24 protein-coding genes are annotated in these 25,040 nt (G+C 70.1%); 9 read left to right on the top strand and 15 right to left on the bottom strand.

Translation table 11 applies throughout. From position 1 onward, the window contains the following. Nucleotides 1–460: 460 nt before the first annotated feature. From IG74_RS0128340 to IG74_RS0128325, 3 genes are all read right to left on the bottom strand, one after another. The gene (locus tag IG74_RS0128340; RefSeq protein WP_158857814.1) at nucleotides 461–2,365 is read right to left on the bottom strand and encodes a CYTH domain-containing protein; all 1,905 of its coding nucleotides are present in this window, start codon (nucleotides 2,363–2,365) and stop codon (nucleotides 461–463) included. A 309-nt stretch (nucleotides 2,366–2,674) separates the two neighbouring features. Continuing rightward, complete coding sequence (locus tag IG74_RS0128330) at nucleotides 2,675–3,223, bottom strand: HD domain-containing protein (protein ID WP_051855555.1); 549 nt, start codon at nucleotides 3,221–3,223, stop codon at nucleotides 2,675–2,677. Nucleotides 3,224–3,543: 320 nt separating this feature from the next. Beyond that, a complete protein-coding gene (locus IG74_RS0128325) occupies nucleotides 3,544–4,473 on the bottom strand; it encodes an NADP-dependent oxidoreductase (RefSeq protein WP_030683116.1) in 930 nt (309 codons plus the stop codon). A gap of 77 nt (nucleotides 4,474–4,550) precedes the next feature. Here IG74_RS0128325 and IG74_RS0128320 point away from each other — a divergent pair, with 77 nt between their 5' ends. Together IG74_RS0128320 and IG74_RS52265 are read left to right on the top strand one after the other, a co-directional pair. Beyond that, a complete protein-coding gene (locus IG74_RS0128320) occupies nucleotides 4,551–4,931 on the top strand; it encodes a winged helix-turn-helix transcriptional regulator (RefSeq protein WP_030683114.1) in 381 nt (126 codons plus the stop codon). A 234-nt stretch (nucleotides 4,932–5,165) separates the two neighbouring features. Beyond that, nucleotides 5,166–5,333: a hypothetical protein gene (locus IG74_RS52265; protein ID WP_158857812.1), complete on the top strand. Its 168-nt coding sequence runs from the start codon at nucleotides 5,166–5,168 to the stop codon at nucleotides 5,331–5,333. Nucleotides 5,334–5,360: 27 nt separating this feature from the next. Here IG74_RS52265 and IG74_RS0128310 read toward each other — a convergent pair whose 3' ends face one another. Beyond that, nucleotides 5,361–6,227, bottom strand: a complete 867-nt coding sequence (locus IG74_RS0128310) for an NAD(P)-dependent oxidoreductase (RefSeq protein ID WP_078869096.1) — start codon at nucleotides 6,225–6,227, stop codon at nucleotides 5,361–5,363. Between IG74_RS0128310 and IG74_RS0128305 the strand changes: the two genes are divergently transcribed. Beyond that, nucleotides 6,226–6,627 (top strand): winged helix-turn-helix transcriptional regulator, encoded by a 402-nt coding sequence (locus IG74_RS0128305; RefSeq protein ID WP_051855561.1) that lies wholly within the window; start codon nucleotides 6,226–6,228, stop codon nucleotides 6,625–6,627. The two genes, IG74_RS0128310 and IG74_RS0128305, sit on opposite strands and share 2 nt — an antisense overlap. A gap of 41 nt (nucleotides 6,628–6,668) precedes the next feature. Here the strand turns inward: IG74_RS0128305 and IG74_RS0128300 are convergent, their stop codons facing one another. The 8 genes from IG74_RS0128300 to IG74_RS0128265 all read right to left on the bottom strand — a co-directional run bounded on the left by IG74_RS0128300 (nucleotide 6,669) and on the right by IG74_RS0128265 (nucleotide 16,513). Beyond that, a complete protein-coding gene (locus tag IG74_RS0128300) occupies nucleotides 6,669–9,203 on the bottom strand; it encodes an ATP-binding protein (protein WP_030683112.1) in 2,535 nt (844 codons plus the stop codon). 89 nt (nucleotides 9,204–9,292) lie between these two features. Next, nucleotides 9,293–10,099 (bottom strand): arsenite methyltransferase, encoded by an 807-nt coding sequence (gene arsM, locus IG74_RS0128295; RefSeq protein ID WP_037826164.1) that lies wholly within the window; start codon nucleotides 10,097–10,099, stop codon nucleotides 9,293–9,295. 498 nt (nucleotides 10,100–10,597) lie between these two features. Beyond that, a complete protein-coding gene (locus IG74_RS0128290) occupies nucleotides 10,598–11,908 on the bottom strand; it encodes an SgcJ/EcaC family oxidoreductase (protein WP_030683109.1) in 1,311 nt (436 codons plus the stop codon). Nucleotides 11,909–12,097: 189 nt separating this feature from the next. Further along, nucleotides 12,098–12,772 carry a hemerythrin domain-containing protein gene (locus IG74_RS0128285; protein ID WP_030683107.1) on the bottom strand — a complete coding sequence of 225 codons (675 nt, stop codon included), beginning with the start codon at nucleotides 12,770–12,772 and terminating at the stop codon, nucleotides 12,098–12,100. Nucleotides 12,773–13,112: 340 nt separating this feature from the next. After that, the gene (locus IG74_RS0128280; RefSeq protein WP_234334480.1) at nucleotides 13,113–14,003 is read right to left on the bottom strand and encodes a LysR family transcriptional regulator; all 891 of its coding nucleotides are present in this window, start codon (nucleotides 14,001–14,003) and stop codon (nucleotides 13,113–13,115) included. Between the two features lie 180 nt (nucleotides 14,004–14,183). Next, a complete protein-coding gene (locus tag IG74_RS0128275) occupies nucleotides 14,184–14,909 on the bottom strand; it encodes a transporter substrate-binding domain-containing protein (protein ID WP_030683103.1) in 726 nt (241 codons plus the stop codon). A gap of 112 nt (nucleotides 14,910–15,021) precedes the next feature. After that, nucleotides 15,022–15,447, bottom strand: a complete 426-nt coding sequence (locus IG74_RS0128270) for a hypothetical protein (protein WP_030683101.1) — start codon at nucleotides 15,445–15,447, stop codon at nucleotides 15,022–15,024. A gap of 463 nt (nucleotides 15,448–15,910) precedes the next feature. Beyond that, on the bottom strand, nucleotides 15,911–16,513 hold the full coding sequence (locus IG74_RS0128265; RefSeq protein WP_030683100.1) for a TetR/AcrR family transcriptional regulator: 603 nt from the start codon (nucleotides 16,511–16,513) through the stop codon (nucleotides 15,911–15,913). Nucleotides 16,514–16,605: 92 nt separating this feature from the next. Between IG74_RS0128265 and IG74_RS0128260 the strand changes: the two genes are divergently transcribed. The 3 genes from IG74_RS0128260 (at nucleotide 16,606) to IG74_RS52260 (ending at nucleotide 18,624) form a co-directional block, all read left to right on the top strand. After that, nucleotides 16,606–17,388, top strand: coding sequence for an MBL fold metallo-hydrolase (locus tag IG74_RS0128260; RefSeq protein WP_030683098.1), 783 nt, complete (start codon nucleotides 16,606–16,608; stop codon nucleotides 17,386–17,388). A 251-nt stretch (nucleotides 17,389–17,639) separates the two neighbouring features. Then, nucleotides 17,640–18,404, top strand: a complete 765-nt coding sequence (locus tag IG74_RS0128255; RefSeq protein ID WP_030683096.1) for an ArsR/SmtB family transcription factor — start codon at nucleotides 17,640–17,642, stop codon at nucleotides 18,402–18,404. Nucleotides 18,405–18,474: 70 nt separating this feature from the next. Further along, a complete protein-coding gene (locus IG74_RS52260; protein WP_158857810.1) occupies nucleotides 18,475–18,624 on the top strand; it encodes a hypothetical protein in 150 nt (49 codons plus the stop codon). A gap of 96 nt (nucleotides 18,625–18,720) precedes the next feature. Here the strand turns inward: IG74_RS52260 and IG74_RS0128245 are convergent, their stop codons facing one another. Together IG74_RS0128245 and IG74_RS0128240 are read right to left on the bottom strand one after the other, a co-directional pair. Next, a complete protein-coding gene (locus tag IG74_RS0128245; RefSeq protein ID WP_030683094.1) occupies nucleotides 18,721–19,944 on the bottom strand; it encodes an FAD-dependent oxidoreductase in 1,224 nt (407 codons plus the stop codon). A 67-nt stretch (nucleotides 19,945–20,011) separates the two neighbouring features. Further along, the gene (locus tag IG74_RS0128240) at nucleotides 20,012–20,641 is read right to left on the bottom strand and encodes an LUD domain-containing protein (RefSeq protein ID WP_030683084.1); all 630 of its coding nucleotides are present in this window, start codon (nucleotides 20,639–20,641) and stop codon (nucleotides 20,012–20,014) included. Nucleotides 20,642–20,805: 164 nt separating this feature from the next. Here IG74_RS0128240 and sigJ point away from each other — a divergent pair, with 164 nt between their 5' ends. The 3 genes from sigJ to IG74_RS0128225 all read left to right on the top strand — a co-directional run bounded on the left by sigJ (nucleotide 20,806) and on the right by IG74_RS0128225 (nucleotide 23,952). Then, a complete protein-coding gene (sigJ, locus tag IG74_RS0128235; RefSeq protein ID WP_030683082.1) occupies nucleotides 20,806–21,750 on the top strand; it encodes an RNA polymerase sigma factor SigJ in 945 nt (314 codons plus the stop codon). A gap of 222 nt (nucleotides 21,751–21,972) precedes the next feature. Next, on the top strand, nucleotides 21,973–23,064 hold the full coding sequence (locus IG74_RS0128230; RefSeq protein ID WP_030683081.1) for a hypothetical protein: 1,092 nt from the start codon (nucleotides 21,973–21,975) through the stop codon (nucleotides 23,062–23,064). Between the two features lie 24 nt (nucleotides 23,065–23,088). Further along, entirely contained in the window at nucleotides 23,089–23,952 is an 864-nt protein-coding gene (locus IG74_RS0128225) for a DUF3592 domain-containing protein (protein WP_030683080.1), read from the top strand. A gap of 107 nt (nucleotides 23,953–24,059) precedes the next feature. On the opposite strand, the gene IG74_RS0128220 is transcribed toward IG74_RS0128225, so the two are convergent. Then, entirely contained in the window at nucleotides 24,060–25,004 is a 945-nt protein-coding gene (locus tag IG74_RS0128220) for an aldo/keto reductase (RefSeq protein ID WP_234334479.1), read from the bottom strand. Between the last annotated feature and the right edge of the window lie 36 nt (nucleotides 25,005–25,040).

The following is a 25,040-nucleotide window of genomic DNA, read 5'->3' as shown; positions in this document are numbered from 1 at the left end:
CCGTGGAGTTCGAACAGATCATCAACCAGAAGCGTGCCGAGGCCCGTTCACGGACTCACGCCGCATAGACGAAGACTCCACGCTCCCAGGGGATTGCCACAGGGGAGCGACGACAACGAGTCCGGTGGTGGTGACGGCTGGGGCTCGGACGGCGGAGATGGTGGGGACGGCGGGGACAGTGGTGGGGGCGATGGCGGAGGGGGTGGTGATGGCGGTGGGGGTGACTAGCGATTCCTGCGGTGTTCCGTTCCTGCGGTGTTCCGTGGGGCGGTTCTTGAGGACTGATGTCCGGGGCCGCTCCGCGTGGGTGTCAGGCGGGAGGCGCAAGGGGTACGCGGGTTGCCGGGGCCGGACCAGGAGGGCCCCCTTGCCTCTATGCGGGGCCTGATCGCCCAGTTGGAGCGGAAGAACGCTTGGGCATTCCGCAGGCCCTGACCGGATCCACCGGCTGCCCTGCGTGTCAGCTCTGCTGAGTGGTTTTCCGGTAGGACCACGCGAGGGCGATCAACCCGAGGTATCCGGTCATGTTCGCTGTGAAGTCCCGTCCGGTCCATGGGAGCGTGACGGCGATCGCAGCGAGCGCGGAGAGCCCCACGGCGATGCCGCTGTTGCGTCGGGAACGGCCCCGCTCGGCGTGCCTCGTCAAGGCGAGCCAGCCCGCGCAGAGGCTGACGAAGCCGAGCGTCTGGAGGAGCACGGCAGGAACGCGGGAGGACCCCCCAGCCAGAAGGCCTTCGTCGCCGCCCATGCTCATGGCCAGGAGTCCACCGATCAACATGGCCAGCGAGCCCGTGAACCGGAAGTACTCCCAGGAAATTCCTCCGGAGGGCACCCGGGCCGGTATGCGGTGGGCGCCCCCGGTCGGCTCGTCGATCACGGTGCTGGTCCGCGTCTTGTACCAATGGGGCTGCTCTCGGAGCCCCAGGTCCACGACCCCCTCGAAGTACTTCGCGCTGGTGAGTTTCCTGACCTCACCACGGGTGAACTCACTGCACTTTGATGAAAAGAGGAGCAGGAACGCCAGGTACTGATCGGTCTGGTACCTCTGCGGTGAGTCGACCTCGTCCTCCACCCCGGTGACCTCGCACTCTCGACGCATGACGGTGCGGCTACGCCCGGGGGGACGGTAGGTGATCTCGTCGAACTTGAGTTTGACGATGGGGCGGTCTTCCCCCGTGATGTGCGGCGCGTGCGAAGTCGAGGACCTGCGTACCAGCCAGGCCTTCCGGTTCACCCGCACTTCAAGGCTCGGGCGAAGCCCCATCCTCTCCAACGCGTCGTGGAGATCATCGAACGAGGCCGGGGCCGGCGCTTCGGAAACATGCTGATACCGGGACGCCAGGAGCTGGCAGATGTCGTCCCACTTGGTGGGGATCTCATCGCCTTCACGGATGGAGGACTCCTCCTGTTTGGACATGAGGCCCTTCGGGTCCCCTCTCTCTTTGAGGCGGCGAAAGGTCAGCTGCCGGCGCCCCTGTTCCCGCCGGATCCTGATGTAGGCACCGCGCCAGAAGAGGTCGTGCCTCTTGGTGTCGTAGTACACGTCCGAGATCGCGCGGTTCGCGGCGCGCTGAAACCGATACCCGTCGATGAACTGCTCGTTGTGTTCCAGCTCGCGGAGCAAGGCGACGTACTGGTCGTCGCTACCGAACTGAAGCTTCAGCTCCGCCTTCTCCACGGAGCCGTTCATGTCGGCATGGATGACCGCCCGCTCGAATTTCGACTGGAACACCTCACGCGCCCCGTAGTCGACTGTGACCACGCGCCGCATTTCGGCGAGGTCGGCGCGCCTGGTCTGGTCGAGTAGTTCGAACTCGATCCGGTACTCGGGAGTGGCGGATCCCTCCTTGCCGCGGTACTTGGTCTCGTCCAGGCAGAGTTCAGCGATGTCGACGCCGCCGCTGCTCACGATCCAGATCTCGCGTGTGGTCTCCACCGGATACTGGTGATCCAACCCCATGGCCTGGAGAGTGGCGGCAGCGCCGGCGCTGTGGACCGCGTACTCAAGGTTCGTCCCGACCGTGGCACCGATGTTCTCGGCCGCGAGAATGGTGGCAATCTGGTTCATCACCTCGACCAGGGATCCGTCGCCGGGGTTCTCGATTTCTTCGCGCTGGGTGGGGTCGCCGCTGGGACGCGGACGCTTGAAGGTCACACGGAGAGAGTCCGCCTTCTCGCGTACGCGCAGCGACCATTGGCGGGCGGCGAGCTGGCCCTTCACATCGAAGTACGTATCCAGCTGGACATTGCTCTGATCCCGGCGGATCTCGTACCCACCGAAATGGGACCGCTGCGCGAGATCCTCGCGGATTCGTTCGAGCTGGTCTGGCGGGACTTCGAACCGGACCTCAACCTCGACGGCCACGCACGCCTCCTGTGAGTGTGAGGAGCAAGTGCTGAGGAGCAGCAATGTAGTCGCTGCTCGGCGCCGCCGGGAATGGCTTCTGCCTACCAAAGCCGCCTCATGGTACGCGGGGTGAGCGACTCGGGGGAGGCGGAGCCGCCTCGCGGGCCGACCGGTGGGCGGCCATCCTCCTGGCCTTGGTCGCGCTTGCGTGAACGCGGCACGCCGGTAAGGGCATCGGCGCGCCTGGATCAGATCGTCCCGCCCCCGAAATGAGGAAGTCATGACGATCTACGACGGCCTCCCGCCGGTACCTACAGGTTTCGCGCGCTACGCGAGACCGCTCCCCGCGGAAGGACGCTGGTTCAGTGCCACGGCATGCGTACTGAGTTCCGTGAGCAGCGACGGGTTGATGATGCGGACGATTGCCTCGATGTCTTCTGGGCGCGCGGCGGGCCACAGTTGTGCTCGGGCGGAACGGTATTTCCTGGCGAGGCGCTCCCGCTTGTCCTGCGGCAGCTGGGCGGCTCGGTCGGGGTGGGAGTTGTGCGCGTTGTCAGCGATCTTCACCAGGAGTGCCTGCGGGTCGGTGGTGATGCGTGCGATCTTCTCCTCGTACGGCATGCCGGGCACGTTCGTCACCGCCTCGACGATCTCGACCACCCGGGCCGGGATCCCGGCCTCGCGCAGGCCTTGAGCGGTCCAGTCGGTGTCCTCCAGGACGTCGTGGAGCAAGCCCGCCTTGACCAGTTCTTCCCCCAACGGGGCGAGCCCCGCGGCCACCGCGCGGACGTGCTCGATGTAGGGCACGCCGACCTTGTCGACCTGCCCGGCATGGGCGCAGGCGGCCAGGTGCTCGACCTCGCTGACGGACTTCATTCCCGCTCCCTCCCAGGCAGGCCCGCGTCCTGCCCCCTGCCTCGCCAACGTAGCCACCCCGCCGCCGTCCCAGGCAGATCGCTAACCCGCCCATATCCAACACTCGGCCTCATCCGACCGGCAACCGACTCCGGCCAACGCACCAGTCTTGCCCCGAAGGCGAACGGCCGCGCGGAAGCAGCCCGCCTACGTGAGTATGTTGCTCAGCTCAGCTCAGCCAGCAACTCACTGCCGTGGAGCACCGGCTGGAGTGGCTGGAGCCCGGGGCGCCGGTCGAGTCCCCGACCGCTGCGAGCCCCAACTCCGGCGTCCACGACGGATCAGAGGGTGAGGGCCAGCTTGCCCTGGAGGTGACCGCCGTCGAGCAGCCGGTGCGCGTCGGTGACGCGCTCGAACGGGAACGTCTTCTGCACGTGGACCCGGAGCCTGCCCTGTTCGACGAGTTCGACGAGGCCTCGCAGGGCAACCGGGTCGGGGTCGACCGCGATCCCGCTGAAGCGCATGCCGGCCGTCTCGTACCTGGCGATGAGACCCGCGTCCTCTTCGGCGACGGCCGTCACCAAGTGACCGCCCGGGCGTAGCACTTCGAGCGACCGCTCGACGGTGTCGCCGCCGATCGTGTCCAGTACGACGTCGATGTCGCGGAGCGCCTTGGTGAAGTCGACCGCCGTGTAGTCGATCACCTCGTCGGCGCCGAACCCCTCGACGAACTCCCGCTTGCTCCCGCTGGCGGTCGCGATCACGTGCGCGCCGAGCGCCTTCGCGATCTGGATCGCGACATGGCCGACCCCGCCACCACCGCCGTGGACCAGGACGCGGTCGCCCTCACTTACGCCGCCGAGGTCGACGAGGCCCTGCCACGCCGTGAGCCCGACGACCGGCAGCGCCGCCGCCTCGACGTGCGAGAGCGACGCCGGTTTGCGTGCCAGGTGCAACGCCGGTGCCGACACGACCTCGGCGTACGCGTTCGCCGCCCTCGGGAACAGCGGCATCCCGAACACTTCGTCGCCGGGCCTGAACCGCCACGTCCGCGGTGTCTCCTCGACCACGCCGCTGATGTCCCAGCCGAGGACGAACGGCGGCTGGCCGATCAGCGGGAACTCCCCGGCGCGCAGGCGCGCCTCCAGCGGGTTCAGGCCGATCGCCTTGACGCGGACGAGGACCTCGGTCGGGAGGGGCTGAGGCTCGGGCGCGTCCACGATGGTGAGCACTTCGGGGCCGCCGAACGTGTGCTGGGTGATGACTCGCATGACTCTCCTGGCTTCGGTGATGGGGGAGAACAACCAGGCTAGGAATCCGATAGGAACCCGCAGGTACCTTTGGTGCCATGAGCGGTTTCCGCCCCGGTGATCCCTTCCTCGCCGACTGCCCGGCCCGTCTGGCGGTCGAGCTGATCGCCGACAAGTGGACGGTGGTCGTGCTCTACGGCCTCAGCAAGGGCCCGGTGCGCCATGGCGAGTTGATCGGACTGATCGGAGGCATTTCCCGCAAGGTGCTCACCCAGACGCTCCGACGGCTCCAGGCGCACGGCCTCGTCCGCCGCCACGCCTACGCGGAGGTGCCGCCCCGCGTCGAGTACGAACTCACCCCGCTCGGGGCGACACTGATCGACCCCATCCACATGCTGACCGAGTGGGCGAGGGCGAACGGCAACGCGGTGCTCGACGCGCTCGACGCCGATACCCAGGCGGTTGCCCCTGGCGACTGAGGCCTGCTCCCAGGGTGGATCAGGGGTGGGGTCAGGGTGATCCCTGATGGCAAGGGCGACTGCTCCCGGCAGAGTTGATTGGTATCGAGGCCCGTCGACGCCGCTCTGGAGGAGACTTGATGCGTAAACGCCTTGCCCTCACCGCTCTTGCTTTGGCCACCGTTGCCACCGCAGGCCTGGCGGCACGCGACCGCCGCCAGGCCCGACCCCGTGCGGCAGGGGCTGGAGACACTGGTGGCTGCCGACGGCGCGCCCGGCGCCCTGGCGAGTGTGAAGGGCATCGATGGCAGGGCCACCGCCGACGGCCGCGCCGCCAGCGCCACGATGACCCGCGAACCGAAGACCACCGAGGCCCTGACACACCTTGAGGGAGTCGTCGACGCGGCCCTGTGCCATCGCTGACCCACACCTCCCAGCCGAGGGGCCGGTTCAGCCGCGGAGGAGTTCGGCGACGTGGGCGTAGGAGTCGTCCGCGTAACCTGCCGCCATGCCCCGGAGCGCGATGTCATGGGCGACGGAGATCACCGTGTCGTCGACGCCCCGGCTGCGTGACGCGTCGAGGACGTGGGACATGATGGCCGCCGCCGAGCGGAGGTTGGAGCCCCCGGCGGGGTAGCTGCCGGTGTCGACCTGCTCGGCGAAGGCGTCGATCACGTCGGGCAGGAGCGCGGCGACGCCCTTGGCGTAGGGGGCCAGGTCGGATGCGGTGACGCCCTCGGACCTGGCGAGGGCGAAGGCGTGGACGACACCGGTCAGGGCCGTCCAGAAGATGTCGAGCAGCGCGACGTCGTGCGCCCCCGCACGGCCCGGGTCGGCGCCCAGGTGCACGCAGGTGCCGCCGATGGCCCGGAGGGTGTGCTGGTGGAGTTCGTACAGGTCGGCCGGGCCGCTGTAGAGGACCAGGGTGGACGGGCCGCCGACGAGGTACGTCGGCACCATGATCGCGCCGTCGAGATAGCCGATGCCGTGTGCGTGTGCCCACTCGGCGGTGGCGCGGGCGTCGTCGGGGGTGCCGGCGGTGAGGTTGACCAGGGTGCGGCCCTGGAGTGCGGCGGCGTGCGGGGTGATGACGGAGCGGACGGCGTCGTGGTCAAGGACGCAGATCACCACGAGGTCGCTCGCCTCGATGGCCTCCGCGGCGGTTCCGGTCTCGACGGCGCCGTTCTCCACCAGGCCGTCCGCCCGGCCGGGGGTACGGTTCCATACGGTTGCGGGATGCCCTGCGGCCACGAACGCGGAGGCCAGGGCCTGGCCCATCGGGCCCAGGCCGAGAACAGTGACGGGGGAAGCAGACATGGGTGACTCCGAGGTCGTGACGGTGACCGATCCGCACACGTGCGGGATGGGTGCGGCCGTCGGGGTGTTCGAGGGCAAGTGGAAGTCGTTCATCATGTGGGCGCTGTCCGAGCGGCCCCGCCGCTTCGGGGAGACCAGGCGGCTGGTCACCGGCATCAGCGAGAAGGTGCTGACCCAGCAGCTCCGGGAGTTGCAGGCCGACGGGATCGTGCACCGCGAGGACTACGACCAGGTGCCGCCCCGGGTCGAGTACTCGCTGACCGAGCACGGCCATCGGCTCTACGAACTGCTGGAACTGCTCTCTGCCTGGGGCCGGGAGCACCTGGCCACGAGGACGGGAGTGGTATCGGACGACGGGCTCGGCGCCCTTCAACAAGACTTCCCGGTCACCGGTCCTTGATCAAGTACGTACCTTCAGGTACGTGCCCACGCCCCCACCCCCTACCAGCCTCCCGGGCGCAGGTGCGGTCTGGTCATCCGGCCGGACACGCCGAGCTGAGCGAGGATTCCGGTTGCCCTCTCCCGGTATCGCTGGGCTGTGTGCGGGTCGGTCGGTGCGAGTGTGGTCGCGAGTGCCTGCAGGGCCAGGGCTTCCTCGTGCGGCTGCTGGGCTGTTACGGCCAGGTGCAGGGCCTGCCTGTACACCTCCGTAGCCTCGTCGGCTGTGGCGGCGTCGTCCTCAGCCAGGGTGTGGCCGAGTTCCAGGAGGGCGCAGGCCGCGGGCCGCGGCTGGTCCGTGAGCATGTCGACTGCGGACCTCCCCAAGGCCGCGGCCTCCGCGTAGTGGCCTTGTGCTCGTCGTACCGCCCCTAACAGAGCGATCGCCTCGGCCTCGCCGATCCGGTCGCCGATCCTCTTGCGAATGGAGCGTGCCTGTTGCAGCAGAGCGGCTGCCTCGTCGACGTCGCCCAGTGTGGTCAGGCACCGTGCCAGCTCCGTGAGGACATGGTCGGTGGGGCTGAGCCGATCGCCGAGCTGCTCGCAGGTGTGGTGTGCCGCGCGCAAGAACTCCAGTGCCGACGCGTCGTTTCCACGCAGTCCCTGAATCACCCCTTGGGTCAGGCACGACATGGTCTGCGTGTTCACGCCGAGGGGTGACAGTTCGGTGAGTCCCGCGAGCTCTGCCATGGCCAGCTGGGCGTGCTCCCATGCCGCGCCATAGTCCCCGCCGTCCAGGTGAACCAGGCTGAGCATCGCCAGTGTGCGCGCCCGCGACTCCGTGTCCTCGTGCGCCTGCACGGCGTCCTCCAGCTGTTTCCGCGCCAGTGACCTGCGGCCCGCGGACCAGTGCGCCACCGCCAGCATCGTGGCGAGCACTGCCTCGCCGCCCTCGGACGAATCCCGCAGGCCCGACAGACCGTGCTCCAGGAGGTCCACCACATCATGAGCGGGCCCACGTGTCAGCAGCCGCCACAGTGCCACGGCCAGTTGCCAGGCCCCTCCGGTCTGACCGTTCGCGGCGGCGCAGCGCGTCGCGGCCAGCAGGTTGGAGTGCTCGGAGGCGAGCCAGGCCTCTGCCGCCGGGTCGGGATGCTTGAGGGCCTCGGTGATCGTCGTCACGTAGTGGTCGAGCATGCGCGTGATCAGCTTCGGATTCGTGGTCAGGCTCCGGGCGTACTCGCGCAGCAGATCGTGCTGGCGGTAGCGGCCGGGGAACACCTCTTCGGCCAGATGCACGTCCACCAGCCGTTGCAGGGCCTCTTCGGCGTTGGCCTGCGACGTCTGGGCCATGGCTCCCACCACCGCGGCGTCGGCGTCGGCGTCGGCGCCCGGATGCTGCGCCAGGGCTTTGAACACCAGCTGGTCGAACGCCGGGAGTTGCGCATACGACATCTGGAAGACCGCGTCGACTCTGCGACCGCCGGAGGACAGTTCCGACAAGGGCCGACCCGCCGAACCCATCCGCTCCCACAGGTGGGAGACCGACCACACCGGCCGGTGCGCCAGGCGGGCGCCCGACAGGCGCAGCGCCAGCGGCAGTCCCGCGCAGAACCGGACGATCCGGGACACCGCCTCTGGCTCCGCGGCCGCCCGGTCGGCGCCGATGACCCGGGTGAAGAACGCCAGGGCCTCCCGCTCCGACAGCACGTCCAGGGACAGCGGGCGCGCCGCGTCGATCCCGGAGAGCCGGATCCGACTGGTGATCAGACTGGTTCCGCCCCCGCTGGGCAGCAGCGGCTTCACCTGCGCCTCATCGCCCGCGTTGTCCAGAACGACCAGCAGCTGCCGGGCCTCGGTCTCCGCGCGCCAGCGCGCCTCGGCCCTGCGGATCCCGGCACCGGCCGAACCCGGCGGAAGATCGGCTCCGATCTGACCCAGCAGCAACTCCAGGGCCTCGGTCGGAGCCAGTGGCGCCTTTCCCTCGCTGTGCCCGTGGAGGTCGACGTAGAGCAGGCCGTCGGGAAACCGCTCGGCCAGCAGATGCCCGGCACGTACCACCAGAGCCGTCTTGCCGACACCGGCCATGCCGTCGACAGCCAGGACCCCCACGCCATCCGTCACCGCGGCCACCATGCGGTCGATCTCCGCGTCCCGGCCGGTGAAGTCCGCTACGTCCCGGGGCAGATGGTTGAGGCAGGGCCCAGGCCCCTCCTGCTGCTCGCGTTGCTCGGCCGCCACTTCGCGCCCACCGTCGTGCGGGTCCGCCCGCGAGGCCCGGGAGGCGATCCACTGCCTGGCCGCCAGCCACGCCCCCGCTCGCTCCCCATCACCGCACACCTGCACGAAGGCGACCAGAAGGTCCTCCCGCGGCAGCGCGGAACGGGAGAGCATCCCGGCGACCGTGCTCCGCGGCAGATACGTGCCCCTTGCTCTCGCCCGCTTCTCCAACTCGCGGTAACTGCGCCCGCTGCGCTCCCGAAGCTCCCGCAGCCGCGCCACCAGAGCGGCTGCGTCCTCCGCGCCACTCGGGCCTGCCGCCCCCTCGATCCCCACCTCGCCATCGTCAACAAGGAAGAGACCGTAGACAATCGCCAATTCCGCCAGGGCGGTTCATGTCCCTGCGCCGTACCCGGACGCCCTGCATCCCTTGGGGCGAATGGGGATCAACAGTCATCTCCTGGCCGTTACCTCCTCTCGCCGCAGCAAGCGCCCATGGTCCCGGCCTCGGAGCCGGTTCCGGTGGCGGGCTTGGTGGCGCGGACGATGGCTGAGTGCATGCCGTCGGCAACCGGGTGGGTGGGGGTGATGTCGATGTGGGTGAATCCGGCGGCTTCGAGGCCCGCGCGGTATTCGGCGAAGGAGAGGGCGCCCGCGATGCAGCCGACGTAGTCGCCGCGCTCGGCTCGCTGACCGGGGGAGAGGTGGTCGTCGGCGACGACGTCGGAGATGCCGATCCGCCCGCCCGGCTTGAGGACGCGGAACGTCTCCGCGAACACGGCGGGCTTGTCGGTGGACAGGTTGATCACGCAGTTGGAGATGACGACGTCGATGGTGTTCGCGGGCAGTGGGACGGCTTCGATGGTGCCCTTGAGGAACTCGACGTTGGTGGCCCCGGCCTTCCGCGCGTTGGCCAGGGCCAGGGCGAGCATCTCCTCGGTCATGTCCAGGCCGTAGGCCTTGCCGGTGGGGCCGACGCGGCGGGCGGAGAGCAGGACGTCGATGCCGCCGCCGGAGCCGAGGTCCAGGACCCGCTCGCCTTCGTTCAGGGCGGCGACGGCGGTGGGGTTACCGCAGCCGAGGGAGGCGGCGACGGCCTCGGCGGGCAGTGCGTCGCGGTCGTCGGCGCCGTAGAGGGCCTGACCGAAGGTGTCGTCGACCTCGACGGCCTGCGGTCCGCAACAGCCGCTGCCACCTCCCGCGACTTGGACGGCCGCCGCGGCGTAGCGCTCACGGACGGTCTCGCGCAGGTCAGCGCTGGTCTGCTCGCTCATCACGGTGTCTCCCCGGTGAAGGGTCCGGACGCGGCCCGGACCGAGCTGCATTGATGCTCCTCGATGCAACCTTGCACTTTGAATCGATGGACGTCAACATAGAAGCCTGTCGAAACAGAACTAGTGCCCTCGGGCAGGACGCGGAGAGCTGCTGCCCGACGCCGCTGAGTGCGCCAAGGTCCGCTACGACCGCCTGGACACCGTCACCCGCGATAAGCCCCTGCTGAGCTCGTCCCTGGTCATCAACTAGGCGCACGGCCCGGCCGTCATGTTCGGCCTCGCCTGGATCTTTTTGCCCGAGCTGCCCTGGGCGAGGCCGTCGGCCTGGTGTGCGTCGCTCTCGCCGCCCGCCGGTACTTCCTCGGCAGCGGCAGCAAGGGTGCTGCCGCTGCCGAAGCCGCTCCCGCCGCCCTCATCAGGGTCGTTGGGGACGGGCGGGGGTTAGCTCAGAGTGCGGCCGGCCGGACCGCCCGAGGCCAGCGCGAACCGTGCAGGTCGTCAGCCGGCGGCCAGGGTGTTCTGGGCGGCGCCGACGCGCCAGGTGCCGTCCTCCTTGACGAGGATGTAGAACGGGCGGCCCTCGGGACGGTCGGTGATCCGGGTGCCGTCGGGGAGCACCGGCTGCTGGCGGACGTTCACCGCGGCGACGTCGGGCCGCAGGAACAGCACGCGCTCGACGTCGTAGACGGCGGTGGACTCGGCCGTCGCGCCGGGCAGCACCTTCTGGGTGAAGGTCGCGATCTCCTCGAAGCCCGAAAGGCGCTGGCCGTGGCCGGTGGTCCACACCGGGTCCTGGCGGCGGAAGACGCCCAGGAACCGGTCGACCAGCTCGTTCTGCTGGGCGTGCTCGACCTCGGCGACCAGGCGGCGGATCGCGGCCACCTCGGCGTCGGTCTCCGGTCCTTCGGGGGCGCCGAACACCTCGACCGGGCGGTACGAGCCCGAGGTCAGCTCGGCCACCACGCCCGGCCGGGTCGGCTGCCAGCCGAGGGTGGCACGGGCGGCGGCGCCGCTGACGCTCTGGTCGAGGGCGAGTGCGTCCGCGAACAGCGCGCCGAAGACGTCGGTGACCTGCTCCACCGGCACCGGGTGCGGGACGGCGAGCACTCCGGCCGCACGCCCGGCGGCCCGGGCGATGTCGCGGACCGCGACAGCCGAGTCGCCGACGCCGTGCCACACGGTCCCGGCCTCGGCCCGCTCGACGGCGATCACGAACAGCTCGGCCAGGTCGTCCACGTGGACGGTCGGCCAGCGCACGTCCTCGTCGCCGTAGTACTCGGGCACGCCCTGCTGGCGGGCCCGGTCGACCAGGATGGCGGGGATGCCGCCGCCGCGGCCGTACGCGATGGCGGGCCGGACGACGGCCGCGCGCACGCCTTCGGCGGCCTCGGCCAGTACCCGCTGCTCGATCTGCGGGCGGTAGCCGACGAGGCCGATCGGGTTGGTCGGGGTCTCCTCACCGACCTCCTGGGCCGCGCCGGTGGCGCCCAGGACCCAGACGCCGCTGGTGTAGACGAAGGGGCGGCCGGTGCCGCGCAGCGGGGTGGCGAGGGCCTCGATGACGGCGGTGTCGACGTCCGCGTCACCGCTCGGGGGTGCCAGGTGGATCACGGCCTCTATGTCGGGGGTCACCGCGCCGGCCAGCGAGGCCGGGTCCGCGGTGTCACCGACGACCTGGGCGTGCCAGGCTCTGCCTGACTGCGCCTCGGCGTCACGGACGAGCGCGACGACCTGGTGGCCGGCGGCGACGAGGTGCTCGGTGACGGCGGAGCCGATGTAACCGCTGGCACCGGTGAGCAGAACCTTCATGACATTCCCGTCGTAAGGAACGAGACGCTGTATCTCGTTCGTTGGTGTATTGACTTGCTGCGAATCCACGCGGTGGTTCGCATCAGCGGGGATTCGCATCGGAGAGGGATCAGGGAGGGAAGGGAGGGATCAGAGGGGGATCAGGGTGGGATCGGAACGGCAGAGGGCTGCCGGGAGGACGGACAGCGCTCAGGGTCGGGTGACAGCCAGGTCGGCCCGGGGGTCCCACTGGTCGAGCATCGCGTAGGCGGGCTGCCATCGGTCCACGTACGTCCGGTGCGCGGACTCGGGCAGGAGCTGCGCCAGAACGGCGGCCGCGGTCTCGTCCGCGGCGCCGTCCAGGAGCCATGGCAGGAGCCGGGCCGCGTCGGCCTCGATCCGCTGGGCGTGGACGCGCCCGAACCGCTCCCACTGCTCCTTGCTCAGGACGGCCTGGACCAGCGGAAATACCGCCTCCTCCTCATGGCGGAGATGTCCGCGTAGGCCGGTGACCAGCGAGCCGGTGAGCTCACCGAACAGGGGGAGGCCAGCATCCGGGTCGGCCAGCGCCTGGTCGATCGCCTCGAGCAGGCGGGCGAGCGCGGCGTGCTCGACCTCGATCGCCTCCAGCCGCACCAGCGAGAGAGGGCGGCCGTGCAGAGCCTGTCGCAGGGCGGGCCACAGCGCGTCGTCCTCGGCGGAGTGATGGGCGTGCAGAGCCCTCCGGAACAGCTGCCAGCCCGCGGTGCGCAGGACGTTCCGGGGGTCGGGACCGGCACGGACGGTGGCCCGGTCGAGTAAGCGCAACTCCCTTCGCAACGCGTTGTGCATCGCGTACGTCACGGTCATGTCGAACTGGTCTGTCATGTCTGTCATGTCTGCCATGTCTGTCTGACTCCTGGTTCCGGTTGCCCGGTGAGCCCGTGTCAGGCAGTGGCTTCATGACTGGTTCCTCCAGGAACAGGGCGGAGCGAAGCCACGTCTGACGGAGCGGGCGACTTGGGAAGAGTGACCGGGCGCCCCCTGAGGAGCGGCTTGCCCGGGTGCCTCAAGCCTCCCGCGGGAGCCGCGCCTTGATCAACGCAAGCTTCGTGCGGCGATCGATAACCCGACGGTTATCGGAGTACGGGCGCGGCCTCGGGACAGGAACCCCGAGGCCGCGCCCGCCCGGCCGACGGCCTCGACTCCGAGACGCGGAGACGCAGCGACGAGACGCAACGACGCGTCAGAACCGTAGGGTGCCGAACTCGCGGACCGTGTCGGCGAGAGCGGTGATCAGCTCGTTCTCCGCCTCGGTCCGCCAGACCAGGGCGAAGGACAGGGGCGCCAGGTCCGTGACGGGTATCCAGAGGATGTTCGACATGCCCCAGTACCGGGTGACGTGGCCGGGAAAGCAGTGGACGATCTCGCCCATGCCGACCTGATTGATCAGTTCCTCCGCCCTGTTCACGACGCGCCCGCGCTCGATCGGCCGGCCCTGGGGCGTCTGGAAGGGCAGGTAAGAGTCCTCCCAGTAATCCGGCATGCTGGGGGCGGTGGCGTGCTGGAAGTCGGCGAACACCTCCAGGTGCACCGACGTCCGCTCGGCGAGCTCGTGGTCGGCGGTCACGGCGAGGACTCGGGGGTCCGTGCACAGGACCGGGCCGACGGTGAGGTCCGGCTCCTCCACCGGCAGCCAGGTGACGAGGACGTCCATGTCGTTGTCACGGAGCCGGCCGAACGGATCGACGTACTCGAGCTGGCGAATCTCCAGTTCCCAGCGCGGGAACCGCGAGCGGAAGGCCCTCCAGTAGAAGTGCATGTCGACGAGGTTGAACGGCATCATGCCGACGCGGAGCTTGCCGGTGACGCCGCTGGCGGTCATTCGGGCGCGTTCCAGGGACTCGTGCAGGCCCACATAGACCGGCTGCAGGTCGTCGCGCAGCTGACGTCCGACGTTGGTCAGGCGCACGGTGCGGCTGGTGCGCTCGAACAACGGGGCGCCGATGCGCCGCTCCTGTTTCCTGATGGCCTGGCTGACCCGTGCCTGAGAGACCAGAAGCCGCTCGGCGCTCCGGCCGAAGTGCAACTCCTCGGCCACGACCAGAAAGATCTCAATGTCCCGCAGTTCCATCATGCCCCCGTGCCCCCGAGTCCTTCTCCGCCGACAACCCAGAGGCTGCCGAGCCGCAGAAGTATATGTTGATCACTGTTTCGTGCGCCCGGGCAGTGAGTGGAGTTGGCATGCTGCTCTGCGGGCCCGTCCACCCGAGGCGAGTGGGGGCGTTGTGCCTGCCCGCCGCCGCTCTCGTACGTGTCAGACCGCGGCGGGGGCAGCCAGCGTCGGGTCCTGGCCGGAGTGGCGCAGCGCCTCGGCGACGAATCCGGACGCCAGCAGCTCGGTCACGAGGTCACTGAGGAACTGGGTGGTCTGTGGGCGCCGCTCCTTCGTGGTGCCCATGGCCTGCCGGATCGTCATGAACGCGGGCTCCAGCAGGCGCAGTTCGGGCCGCTGGGAAACGTACGCCGTCAGCGGTTGGCGAATGCCGGCCGCCACGTCCAGGCCCTGCGCGTGGAAGACGTCGACCCCCTCGTCGCCGCGCACCACGGTGGCGTGACGCAGATTGCGGCTCAGGTAGAGGTCGTACGCCGACCCCTTCTTGACGCCGATGCGCACCCCGTCCCGGTCCACGTCGTCGGCAGAGGTGAACGACGAGTTCACCGGTGCCGCGTACATCCCCTCGATGTGCACGTACGGCGTGCTGAACGCGACCTCCTTCTCGCGGTCCGGATCCACGGCCAGGAAACACAGATCGGCGCGGCCCTCGGCCATCGCGGCGTACGACTTGCGGGCCGCGTCGAAGCATACGAACCGGACCGGCAGCGCCAGACGCGCGGCGACTTCGCGTGCAAGCTCGACAGTGACCCCGGACGGCTCGTCGGGGGTGCCCTGAGCAAGGACGGGATTGCCGAGGTTGATGGAAGCGCGGAGCACTCCGGTGGGGGCCAGGTCGCGGGCGAGTTCTGCGTCTATGAGGGTCATGGGCCGAGCCTAGTGCCGCCTGGAATCCCGGCGACTGGGCCCTCCGCCCGCCCGGGCCGCCTCCGGTCGCACGGTGAGCACGCGTGCTCCTCCCGCAGCCCCGCCGCAGTGTTCAGGAGTGCTCCGGCTTCACGAGGTCGTCCGTGGTGCAGTCGTGGCCTTCTCGCGCAAGAGTCTTGGCCAGGATCTCGGTCGCCGCGTGGCGGAGCCGACTCCAGTAGAGAGCACGTACGTTGGTCGTCGCCGTGGAGATGATCCAGAGTTCCTGCACGTCGGTGAGGTCGCCGAAAGTTGAGTCATTGCGCAGCGCCGCGAAGATTTGGGCTGGGGAGCTGTTCCTCAAGGTGTCCTTGAGGCGGACCAGAGGGACTTCCGGCCCAGTGGGCTCTCCTTGAGGCTGACTGGCCAGGAGCGAGTGGCAGGAAACAAAGAGCAGTACCGAAAGGCGCCTGAGGAAGCCGACTGGTTCCACCTCCCATGTCGCACATCGGATGTGGAGCCATGACGACAGCTCGTCGTCGCCTTCGACATACGTCATGACGGTCCTGCCGATCTCTCGGCAAGTCTGTACGAGGGGATCTTCCACGAGTTGAGACCTCCGAGAATGCCCTGGCCGCGTGCAGCAGAGGCTGTCCAGTGTCATCGTGCTCGGCTGCCGTGGTCGCAGGACCAGTGCTGTGCTGGCGCCGTCCGCTGTCAAGTGCCGGGCGATGGCCCGGGTCACGCTCGCCCGATTCGGGCCGGGGCACTCGCCCACGCGACTGTCACCCGGCATCTGCGGACGCCATGGCCAGGTTCGACGCCACTCAGCCTCAGTACTGCCGACCTGCGCGCCGTGGTCCGCAAGGGCATCAGCGACGAGGAGTAGGTGGCCGCGCTCAAGGTGCTGCGCACGATGGTTGCCAATGCCGAGGGCGACGTGGGCCTTGGGGCGCGTCACTGAGGCCCTTCGCGGAGGGAGCGGCATGACGTGCTCGACCAGTGCCCGGTCCAGCGTGTGGTCAGGACTGGTCCAAGGCCCGTTCGATCGCTCGGCGGGCCCGGTCCGCGGCTGTTCGGTCGTGCTGGAGTTGCATGGCCGCGTTCAGCGCGAGCCCGGCGGCGATGATCTCGAACAGCGCCTGATCGATGTCGAACCCGGCGGGCAGCTCGCCGTTCTCCACCGCCGCGGTCAGGTCCGACCGCAGCTGTTCCCGCCAGCGCGACCACACCTCGGCCACCGCGTCGCGGACCCGGCCGGGGCGGCCGTCGTACTCGGTGAGTGCCGCGGTCATCAGACACCCGCCGGGCAGCAGTGGCTCTTCGAGGTAGCCCACGGAGTTGGCGCACACCGCGCGGAGCCGTCGTAGGCCCGGCGGCTCCGCCAGTGCGGGCTCGACCACCCGGTGCCAGAAGTCCACGAACGCCTTGTCCAGCGTGGAGATCTGCAGCGTCTCCTTCGTGCCGAAGTGCTTGTGCACCCCGGACTTGCTCATCTCCAGCTCCTCGGCGAGCCGACCGATGGTGATGCCGTCCAGGCCTTCCTCGGAGGCGATCTCGGCGGCCCGGTCGAGGATCCGGCCCTTGGTGGCCTGCGCTTCGGCCGCTGAGCGTCGTGGTGACATACGACGAGGATAGCGTACGGGCGTTCGCTATTGAGTTAGCGAACGATCGTACGCTAACGTCCGCGGCAAGCGCCGAGACGAAGGAGTGCGACATGCGGGTGCGACGGCTGGGCTGGGCCGGACTGGAGATTGAGGCAGGCGGGCAGCGACTGGTGATCGACTACGTGCGGGACCTCTCGCCGCTGTTCACGGGGTGGATGCCCGGCGAGGGCCTCGCGGCGCCGAGCGGAAAGGTCGCCGTCGCACTGGTCACCCACCTGCACCGGGACCACGCCGACGCGGCCGCGCTCGCGGACGTGCTGACGCCGGGGGCGCCGGTGCTGCGCCCGGCGCCCGGCCACGGCGACGACGTGGACAACGTGACGACCCTGCCGGCCGAGCGCGAGCTGGCCCTGCACCGGCTCGCCGCCGAGGTCGTGGATGCCTGGTCTGCCCGCGAGGTCGGGCCGTTCCGCGTCACCGCGGTGCCTGCCGTCGACGGGCTTGGCGACCCCCAGCTGAACTGGGTGGTGGAGGCCGACGGGCAGCGGGTCTTCCATGGCGGCGACACGATGTTCCACGGCTGGTGGTGGCTGATCGCGCGCCGGTTCAGCCCGTTCGACGCGGTGTTCCTGCCTGCCAACGGCGCGGTCGTCGACGCGCCGCACCTGCAGCCGCCGAGCCCGCTGCCCGCCGCGCTGGACCCGAGGCAGGCCGCCGCGGCCGCGGAGATCCTCGACGCCCGGTATGCGGTGCCGATGCACTACGAGGCGGAGCAGCCGGACAAGATTCCGGGCTACGTGGAAGTCCTGGACCCGGAGGGGGAGTTCCGCACGCGTGCCGCAGGGTGGGCGCGCGTGCTGGCTGTCGGGGAGTGGCTGGACCTGGCCATCTGACCGGCGACTCGGCGGTGCCCGTGCTCTCGTGCGGCTGCCGATCGCCGTCGTGCGGCCGGGTGTCCGCCGCCGTTCTGTCCTGCGTGCTGCGTGCTGCGTGCTGCGTGCTGCGTGCTGCGTGCTGGGTGCCTGGCGCCCGAGGTTCCGGAGCGGGCCGTGATCAAGGTCGGTAAGTGCCCGGAAGGCTTCCCCACTGGTCACCGTTTGACATGCAAGTAAATGCTTGCATTAATGAGTGAGTGAACGATGACATGGACAAGGTCTTCAAGGCCCTGTCCGACAAGACCCGCCGACTCCTGCTGGACCGGCTGCACGAGGACAACGGCCAGACCCTGGGCCAGCTCTGCGCCGGCCTCGGCATGTCCCGCCAGGCCGCGACCCAGCACCTGGGACTGCTGGAGGCGGCCAACCTCGTCAGCACCGTCAAACAGGGCCGGGAAAAGCTGCACTACCTCAACCCCGTGCCGCTTTACGAGATCCCGCAGCGGTGGATCAACAAGTTCGAACGCCCGCGCCTGGACGCGCTGGGCGCAGTGAAACGGAAAGCGGAAAGCGCCATGAGCACCCCTCGCACCACCAAGCCCGAGTTCGTGTACACCACCTACATCGAGGCCACGCCGGAGAAGGTCTGGCAGGCCTTGACCGACTCCGACATCACGGCCGCCTACTGGGGGCACAGCAACGTCTCGGACTGGCAGCCCGGCTCGCCCTGGGAGCACCGCCGCCTCGACGGCAGCGGCATCGCCGACGTGGTCGGCACCGTCGTCGAGGCCGTCCCGCCGCAGCGTCTGGTGATCACCTGGGCGGGCCCCGAGGACGAGCGCCCCGACGGGCCCTCGACGGTCACCTTCGACCTGAAGCCCCTCGGCGGCACCGTGCAGCTCACCGTGACCCACGAGAACCTGCGTGACGACGCCGAACGGCGGCAGGCCGCGGGCGGCTGGTCCGCGGTCCTGTCCAACCTCAAGACCTACCTGGAAACCGGCAAGCTCCTGCCCCTGCCCGCCTGGTCCTGACCCGTCGGCACCCACCGGGCCCCGCCCGAACGGGCCCCTCCCGTGGGGCGCGCGCGACATCGGCGCACACGTGATCAATGAGGCGCGGCGCATCCTGGCCACCGTGCACGGGGCCGAGCCCGAGCCCCTTCACGGCGTCGACGTCGCCGACACGGGCAGCCTGCCGGCACTCGGCCCGCACGCCGATCTGCCCGCCGCCCGGCAGCAGTTCTTGTCCTGATCCACACCTGGGACCTGGCCCGAGCCACCGGAGGCGACGAACACCTCGGCTCCGAAGCGGTCGCGCACGTCTACGCCCCTCTCGCGCGCCTGGCCGTCAGGAAGGCTGGACCTCGTCGAAGAGGGCGAGGGCCTCGGAAGGGTCCGGGCTCACCAGGCGTTCCAGGCCGGCCATCGTGATGTTCGCCCATCTGCCGGCCCGTGCCCACATCCCTTCCTCGAAGGTACGGACGGCCTTGCCCAGCTCTTCGAGGCCGGAGGCGGCGGCGATGGACTCGGCGAGTTCGGCGCCTTCGAGCATCGCGAGGTTCGCGCCCACCCCCAGCGGGGGCATCAGGTGGGCCGCGTCGCCCAGGAGCGTCACCCCGGAGGTGTGGGCCCAGGTGTGGGGCACGGGAAGGGCGTAGAGAGGGCGGCGGATGAACGCCGTGCCGTGGCGGAGGAGGTCGAGGACGGGCGCGGCCCAGCCGTCGAACAGGGCCAGCAGGCTTGAGCGCACGGCTTCGGCGCTGGCCGGGTCCACGACCGCTCGCCGGTTCAGGCCCGTATGCAGGTCCGGGTCCGTGTCCGTGTGCCGGTCCGGGTTCGCGTGCCCGTCCGGGGTCGGGTGCCGCCCGTCCTGGTTCGTGTGCTCGTCCAACTCCACGCGGAACTGCGCGTACACCTTGACGTGGCCGCCGCTGTTGCGCTGGGCGACGAGCGCGCGGTTCACGCCGTACACGCCCACGGAACCGTCGCCGACCAGCCGGGCGAGGTCGGGATGGCGGGTGTCGACGTCGTCCAGTGAGGTTTCGACCAAGGTGACGCCGGTGTACTGCGGCGTCGCGGACGAGACCGCCGGGCGGACCCGGGACCAGGCGCCGTCCGCGCCGACCACGAGGTCGAACGTCTCCTGCCGCCCGTCCTCGAAACGGACCCGTACGCCATCCCGGCCGTCCGGCGCCACGTCCGTCACGGCCCGGCCCCACTGAACGTCCAGAGGCCCGAGCAGCAGGTCACGGAGCTGCCCGCGGTCGATCTCGGGATTCGCCAGGTCACCCGGGCGGGGTTGCCAGTCGCGGAGGACGGTCCCGTCCGGGTCCAGGATGCGCATGGCCTGCCCCTCGGGACGGGACAGCACCTGGAACTCCGCCAACACCCCTGCCTTCTCCAGCGCCAGCTGGCCAAGACCCTCGTGCAGATCCAGCGTGCCGCCCGCAGGACGGGCGTCGCGGGCGGAGTCGCGTTCGAGGACGGTGACAGGGTGACCGTGACGGTGCAGGACGCGGGCGAGGGAAAGGCCGGCGGGACCGCTCCCGATCACGGCGATACGGGGTCTCATAGCCATACAACGTACGGCGTCGCGGAGTTGGGGCACGAAGCGCGGCATCGGTTCAGAACCCGACGGCTCAGAACCCGATGGCTTCGCGGAGCAGCAGGACGGTGCCGCGCCCGGGGACGTGTTCCGCGTTGAGGACGAGGAGCCGGTGGACCGCGCTGGGCCACCCGTAGGCCTCCTGGGTGCGGGCGCTTTCCAAGGGGAGGCAGTGTTCGTCGACGCGCCGCAGCGCGCTGTCCAGGTCGGGGACCACCTTTTGCGCCCCGACCACCCAGATCGCGCGGGCGGCACCGCCCGCGTTGCCGGGCAACTGGGATCCGCTGCCCGATGCGATCACGAGGGAGCCGGTTTCGGTGACCGCGTGGACGCTGCCCACGATGACGTCGGGGCTTGCCGCCAGTCGCCTGATCTCGTCTCCTTCGGTGGCGCGGTCCATGGCGAAGACCCGTGGCTTGACGGCGTCGTAGCGCCCGCTGGTGTTGATGTCGTCGGCGATGCCGGACAGACGGAGGGTCTCGCTGGCCCCGGTGAACACGCTGGCGCCCTCCGGGATCAGGTCCCTGACGCGGGTCCGCGCGTCGGCGGCCCCGTCGAGGACCTCCACGGTGAAACCGTGTGCGGCGAGCGCGGTGGCGGCCCGGTCCAGGCGCTGCGCGGACGCCGGGTCGGTGAACGGTGTCGTCGGCATGGAGATGTTCATGATGGGCTTCCTGTTCGCTGGATGATCTGTTCGCCTCAGCGGGTTCGACAGCGCAGCCCGGCGGAATGTCAGGCCCGCGCGCCGACCTGACATTCCGCCGGGCCACGCTGTCGAACACGTAAGACAGGTAAGAGCGGATGCGACCCAGGGGGAGCCTCGACACCATGAGCCACCGATCCGACCCCGGATGCGACCGGACCGACCCGGGCCTGGACGCGGTCATGAGCGAGCGGCGTCGGCTGATCAACCTCGCGTACCGGATGCTGGGTTCCCTGACCGAGGCCGAGGACGCCGTCCAGGAGACCTACACCCGCTGGTACGCCATGCCCAGGACCCAGCAGGACACCATCGAGTCCCCCGGAGCCTGGCTGACGACGGTCGCCAGCCGGATCTGCCTCAACCTGCTCGGCTCGGCACGGGCCAGGCGGGAGACCTACGTGGGCGAATGGCTTCCCGAACCGCTGCCCGGGCATACGGAGTGGATCAGCGGACGGGTGGGCGGCGCGGCCGTCGACCCGGCCGACCGGATCACCTTGGACGAGTCGGTCAACCTGGCCTTCCTGGTCGTGCTCGAATCGATGACCCCTGCCGAACGCGTGGCGTTCATCCTGCACGACGTCTTCTGCCACTCCTTCGCCGAAGTGGCCGAGATCGTCGGCCGCACCCCGGGGGCATGCCGCCAGCTGGCCTCCTCGGCCCGCCGCCGCATCCGGACGGCACAGCCCTCCGCCACGGCGACCTCGACGGCCCAGCATGCCGATGTCGTACGGGACTTCAAGCGCGCCTGGGAGGCCAAGGACATAGACGCCCTGATCGGCCTGCTCGACCCCGACGCCACGGCCACCGCTGACGGCGGCGGCCTGGCCACGACCTTCCTGCGCCCCATCGAGGGCGGCGAGCAGATCGCGCACGCCTGGGCCGAGATCGCCCGCCGCAGACCCGGCACCATGACGTTCCTGGAACGTACGGTCAACGGCCGGCCCGGTGTGGTCGCCGAGCAGGGCGGCGCCATCGTGACGGTGTTCGCCTTCGAAGTCACGGGCGACCGGATCACGCACATCTGGGTCGTACGCAACCCCGAGAAGCTCCGCCGCTGGACGACGGGGTGAGGCGCGCCGCGGTCATCAAGTGAGGTGGAGCGGGCGACCGGCCTGGACGTGCGCGGTGGTCCAGTGGGTGGTGAGATGAGCGGCGCCGCACGTGTCCCGCAGTGCGTACCGACGCATGGCCAGGCAAGGGGGCCCGGCGGGCGTCTCCGGCGAACTCCCCAGTAGGAGACCCTTCATTCACAGGTCTGTCGGCCGTCGCCCATGGTGTGCACAATCGGCCACATGACGATCACCGCGGGCGCACCGCCCACGCACAACACGCCTGCCAACCTTGCTCTGGGGTTCCTGACGGGCGGGGTGATCGGGGCCTCTCTGACCGCCTTCATCGGTGGTTGCGTCGTCGAGAGGGCGCCGCTGATCGTCACGGGCCTCGTCCTGCCCGCGGTCTTCGGGCTCGTCTTCTTCCTCGCCACGCTGCCGCGCCGCGCCCGGGAGGCGGCCGTCGTGCCGCGCGTGGCGCTCGCCGTCATCGAGAGCCGGGAGGCCGTCGGGGGTGAGGCCAGTAGCGATGTGCCGGTGCGGTTCGAGCTGTCCGTCGCTCCGGACGACGCACCCGGATTCCGGGTGGAGATACGGCAGGACGTCAACCTCGTCGAGCTGCCCGACTACCGGCCGCGCGGGGTCGTAGTGGTGGAGTACCCGCCGGACCGGCCGTGGAAGACGCGGATCGTGAAACGGCCGACGCCGGAGTGGGAGGAGCGGGCGGCCGTGGACCGGGTGGACTCGGTGCCCGGTCCGGCCATGAAGAGCGAGACCCAGGAGGGCTGTTTCAGCGGGTTCCTCACGCTGCTCGGGCTGCTGCTCGGCTCGGCCGCCGTGCTCCTGCTGTTCCGCGCCGACCTGTTCGACTCCGACAAGGGGGAGCGCGGTACCCCCAAGGCGTCCGTGTCCACCTCCACCTCCTCGTCCACGACCACCGTGACGTCGGCGACGGGGACGGTCAGCCTCGGCCCCGGCCAGTCGATGCTCGACAAGGGCGAACTGCGCAAGGCCGTCGAGTCGTTGACGCAGGGCGCGGACAAGCGGCAGGCGTTGACCGTCGTCGTGCAGGACCGCCTGCTGACGGTCGTCTTCGCCCCCACCGGCGTGAAGAGGGCCGGGTTCGACCCGAGGTCGCTGCCCTACGACCGTGTCCCCGGCCTGGTCGAGGAGGCCAGGACCGGCCTCGGCGTCAAGTCCCCGCGGAGCTGGCAGCTCACCGCCGACGGCGTCACCGGCTCGCTCACGCTCAGGGTCACGGTCACCGGCAGCGGGGGCACGGCCACGCTGGAGGCGGACGGCCGGGGCAAAGTCCAGCGGCGCAGCGGCAGTTGACCGTAACAACAGGAGGATGGGCGCATGGGGTGGGACGAGTTCCTGGTGCTGTGGTGTGCGGTGTGGGGCGCAGCGGCGCTGGTCGGGTTCGGCATGTCGCTGGCCGGGGTGACCAAGGCGCAGCGCACGGTCCGGCTCGCCGGGCGGATCGAGCGGGTGCGGGAGCCCCGGCACGGCGGGTCCCGGGCGGGCGGGATATCGGTGGTCGTCTCCTACCAGGACCCGGCCTCGGGCCAGGAAGTGATCGTGACGAACGACGGGGAGCGGGGCGACATGATCACCTCCGCGTGGGAGGGCCGGGAGGTCGGGGTCAGCCACCCGCGAGGCAGACCGCACGCCTACCGGTTCTCCCACACTCCCCAGGAGCCCAGCCGCGGTCTCGGTTGGCCCAGCTTCGCGCTCTTCCTGGTCTGCGTCGGCCTCGTCGTCCTTGCCGCGGTCGACTGGGGGTGGCCATGGGCGCTGATCGGCTTCGGCGCGCCGGGCGCGGTCTATGCCGCAGTTCATCTGCCCCGGACAGTGCGGGCCAAGAACCGCCGCATCGAGCAACTGGCCGCGATGGACACCGCGCAGGGACGGGTCGTCGCGGTCCTGAAGGACGTCAGCGTCGACCAGGACGACGGCCACACCAGGACCACCATCACCCCGGTCGTGTCGTTCACCACCCGCGAGGGCACAGCCGTCACGGCGCACTGCACAGCACACCTCCCCGACCCCGCCCGCGCGTACGGCCGTGACGTCACGGTCCACTACACGCCCGCCGACCCGGCCGACTTCACGCTGGACCGCGCGGCCGAGCACCGCTCGGAGGGCCAGGACGTGACGTTCAACATCCTGGTGGTCGTCGTGCTCGCGGCGACGGCCGTGGCGGGAGCGGTGCTGCTCTGAGCCCGCTCCCGGGCTGTTCCCGGCACGGGAGCGGACTCAGGGGTGGTAGCGGGAGGGGAGCGCCGTCGTCGACGAACCACTCTGGCGTCGTACGGCGGCGCCGCAGGTCAGGGCAGAGGGCCGCCGCGGGCGGTGACCCACAGGTCGTACCACTCCTCGTGGGTGAGCTCGGGCTCGCGGGTGACGGCGTCGCGGCAGGCGCGGATGCGTTCGGGGCGGCTGGTGCCGATGACCGGGGCGATGCGGGCCGGGTGGCGCTGGAGCCACCACAGCAGGATCGTCTCGGGTGTCGTCTGCTTGCGCTCGGCGAGGTCGGAGAGCAGCTGCGCGGTCGGTGAGTCACTGCCGTCGGTGTAGCGGCCCTTGGCGAGGGCGCCCCAGGCCTGGAGCTGGATGTCCCGGGCGTGGCAGTACTCGACGGTCCCGTGCGGGAAGCCGTTCTCGGCCGCGGCCGGGGTGTTCACGAGGACGCCCGCCTCGACCCAGTCCCGGCTGCCCAGGCTCATCTCCAGCTGGTTGGCGACCAGCGGGACGTCGAGGTGGTCCTGGAGGTGCGTGATCTGTGCGGCGCTCATGTTCGACACCCCGAAGCGGCGCACCAGACCCTGCTCGTGCAACGAGGTGAGGGCCTTCGCGGTGTCCTGCGGGTCGGCCAGCGGGTCGGGCCGGTGCAGCAGCAGTACGTCGATCACGTCGGTGCACAGCCGGGCGAGGCTCTCCTCGACGCTCCGGAGGATGTGTTGGCCGCGCAGGTCGTACATGCCGGGGTGGTGGCCGTCAGCCTGCCGGATGCCGCACTTGGTCTGCACGACGATGCGCTCCCGCAGCCCGGACGCCCTCCTGAGCAGCTCGCCGAAGACCGCCTCGGCCTTGCCGCGCCGGTAGATGTCGGCGTGGTCGAACACCGTGATGCCGATGTCGAGGGCGGCCTCGACGGCGGCCTCGGCGTGCGCGATGTCCGCGGCGGTGTACGGCACGCTGTCCCAGGTGCCGCCGAGCCCCATGCACCCGTACACCGGCTGTCCAGCGCGTATGTCGGTCTGTCCGGTCACGCGTCGCCCTCTCTCGCGATGGTCTTTCACATCTGA

The organism is Streptomyces sp. NRRL B-1347 (assembly GCF_000720325.1).
Taxonomy (GTDB): Bacteria; Actinomycetota; Actinomycetes; order Streptomycetales; family Streptomycetaceae; genus Streptomyces.
This window is presented reverse-complemented; position numbering and strand designations above follow the sequence as displayed.

What these genes read in the sequence shown, in the direction of transcription:
- IG74_RS0128255 (WP_030683096.1), top strand. Translation starts at nt 17,640, where the DNA reads ATGGACAAGGTCTTCAAGGCCCTGTCCGACAAGACCCGCCGACTCCTG.
- IG74_RS0128305 (WP_051855561.1), top strand. Translation starts at nt 6,226, where the DNA reads ATGGGTGACTCCGAGGTCGTGACGGTGACCGATCCGCACACGTGCGGG.
- arsM (WP_037826164.1), bottom strand. Translation starts at nt 10,099, where the DNA reads ATGAGCGAGCAGACCAGCGCTGACCTGCGCGAGACCGTCCGTGAGCGC.
- IG74_RS0128330 (WP_051855555.1), bottom strand. Translation starts at nt 3,223, where the DNA reads ATGAAGTCCGTCAGCGAGGTCGAGCACCTGGCCGCCTGCGCCCATGCC.
- IG74_RS0128320 (WP_030683114.1), top strand. Translation starts at nt 4,551, where the DNA reads ATGAGCGGTTTCCGCCCCGGTGATCCCTTCCTCGCCGACTGCCCGGCC.
- IG74_RS0128325 (WP_030683116.1), bottom strand. Translation starts at nt 4,473, where the DNA reads ATGCGAGTCATCACCCAGCACACGTTCGGCGGCCCCGAAGTGCTCACC.
- IG74_RS0128230 (WP_030683081.1), top strand. Translation starts at nt 21,973, where the DNA reads ATGACGATCACCGCGGGCGCACCGCCCACGCACAACACGCCTGCCAAC.
- IG74_RS0128240 (WP_030683084.1), bottom strand. Translation starts at nt 20,641, where the DNA reads ATGAACATCTCCATGCCGACGACACCGTTCACCGACCCGGCGTCCGCG.
- sigJ (WP_030683082.1), top strand. Translation starts at nt 20,806, where the DNA reads ATGAGCCACCGATCCGACCCCGGATGCGACCGGACCGACCCGGGCCTG.
- IG74_RS0128245 (WP_030683094.1), bottom strand. Translation starts at nt 19,944, where the DNA reads ATGAGACCCCGTATCGCCGTGATCGGGAGCGGTCCCGCCGGCCTTTCC.
- IG74_RS0128225 (WP_030683080.1), top strand. Translation starts at nt 23,089, where the DNA reads ATGGGGTGGGACGAGTTCCTGGTGCTGTGGTGTGCGGTGTGGGGCGCA.
- IG74_RS0128275 (WP_030683103.1), bottom strand. Translation starts at nt 14,909, where the DNA reads ATGACCCTCATAGACGCAGAACTCGCCCGCGACCTGGCCCCCACCGGA.
- IG74_RS0128290 (WP_030683109.1), bottom strand. Translation starts at nt 11,908, where the DNA reads ATGAAGGTTCTGCTCACCGGTGCCAGCGGTTACATCGGCTCCGCCGTC.
- IG74_RS0128270 (WP_030683101.1), bottom strand. Translation starts at nt 15,447, where the DNA reads ATGACGTATGTCGAAGGCGACGACGAGCTGTCGTCATGGCTCCACATC.
- IG74_RS0128310 (WP_078869096.1), bottom strand. Translation starts at nt 6,227, where the DNA reads ATGTCTGCTTCCCCCGTCACTGTTCTCGGCCTGGGCCCGATGGGCCAG.
- IG74_RS0128280 (WP_234334480.1), bottom strand. Translation starts at nt 14,003, where the DNA reads ATGATGGAACTGCGGGACATTGAGATCTTTCTGGTCGTGGCCGAGGAG.
- IG74_RS0128260 (WP_030683098.1), top strand. Translation starts at nt 16,606, where the DNA reads ATGCGGGTGCGACGGCTGGGCTGGGCCGGACTGGAGATTGAGGCAGGC.
- IG74_RS0128265 (WP_030683100.1), bottom strand. Translation starts at nt 16,513, where the DNA reads ATGTCACCACGACGCTCAGCGGCCGAAGCGCAGGCCACCAAGGGCCGG.
- IG74_RS0128285 (WP_030683107.1), bottom strand. Translation starts at nt 12,772, where the DNA reads ATGGCAGACATGACAGACATGACAGACCAGTTCGACATGACCGTGACG.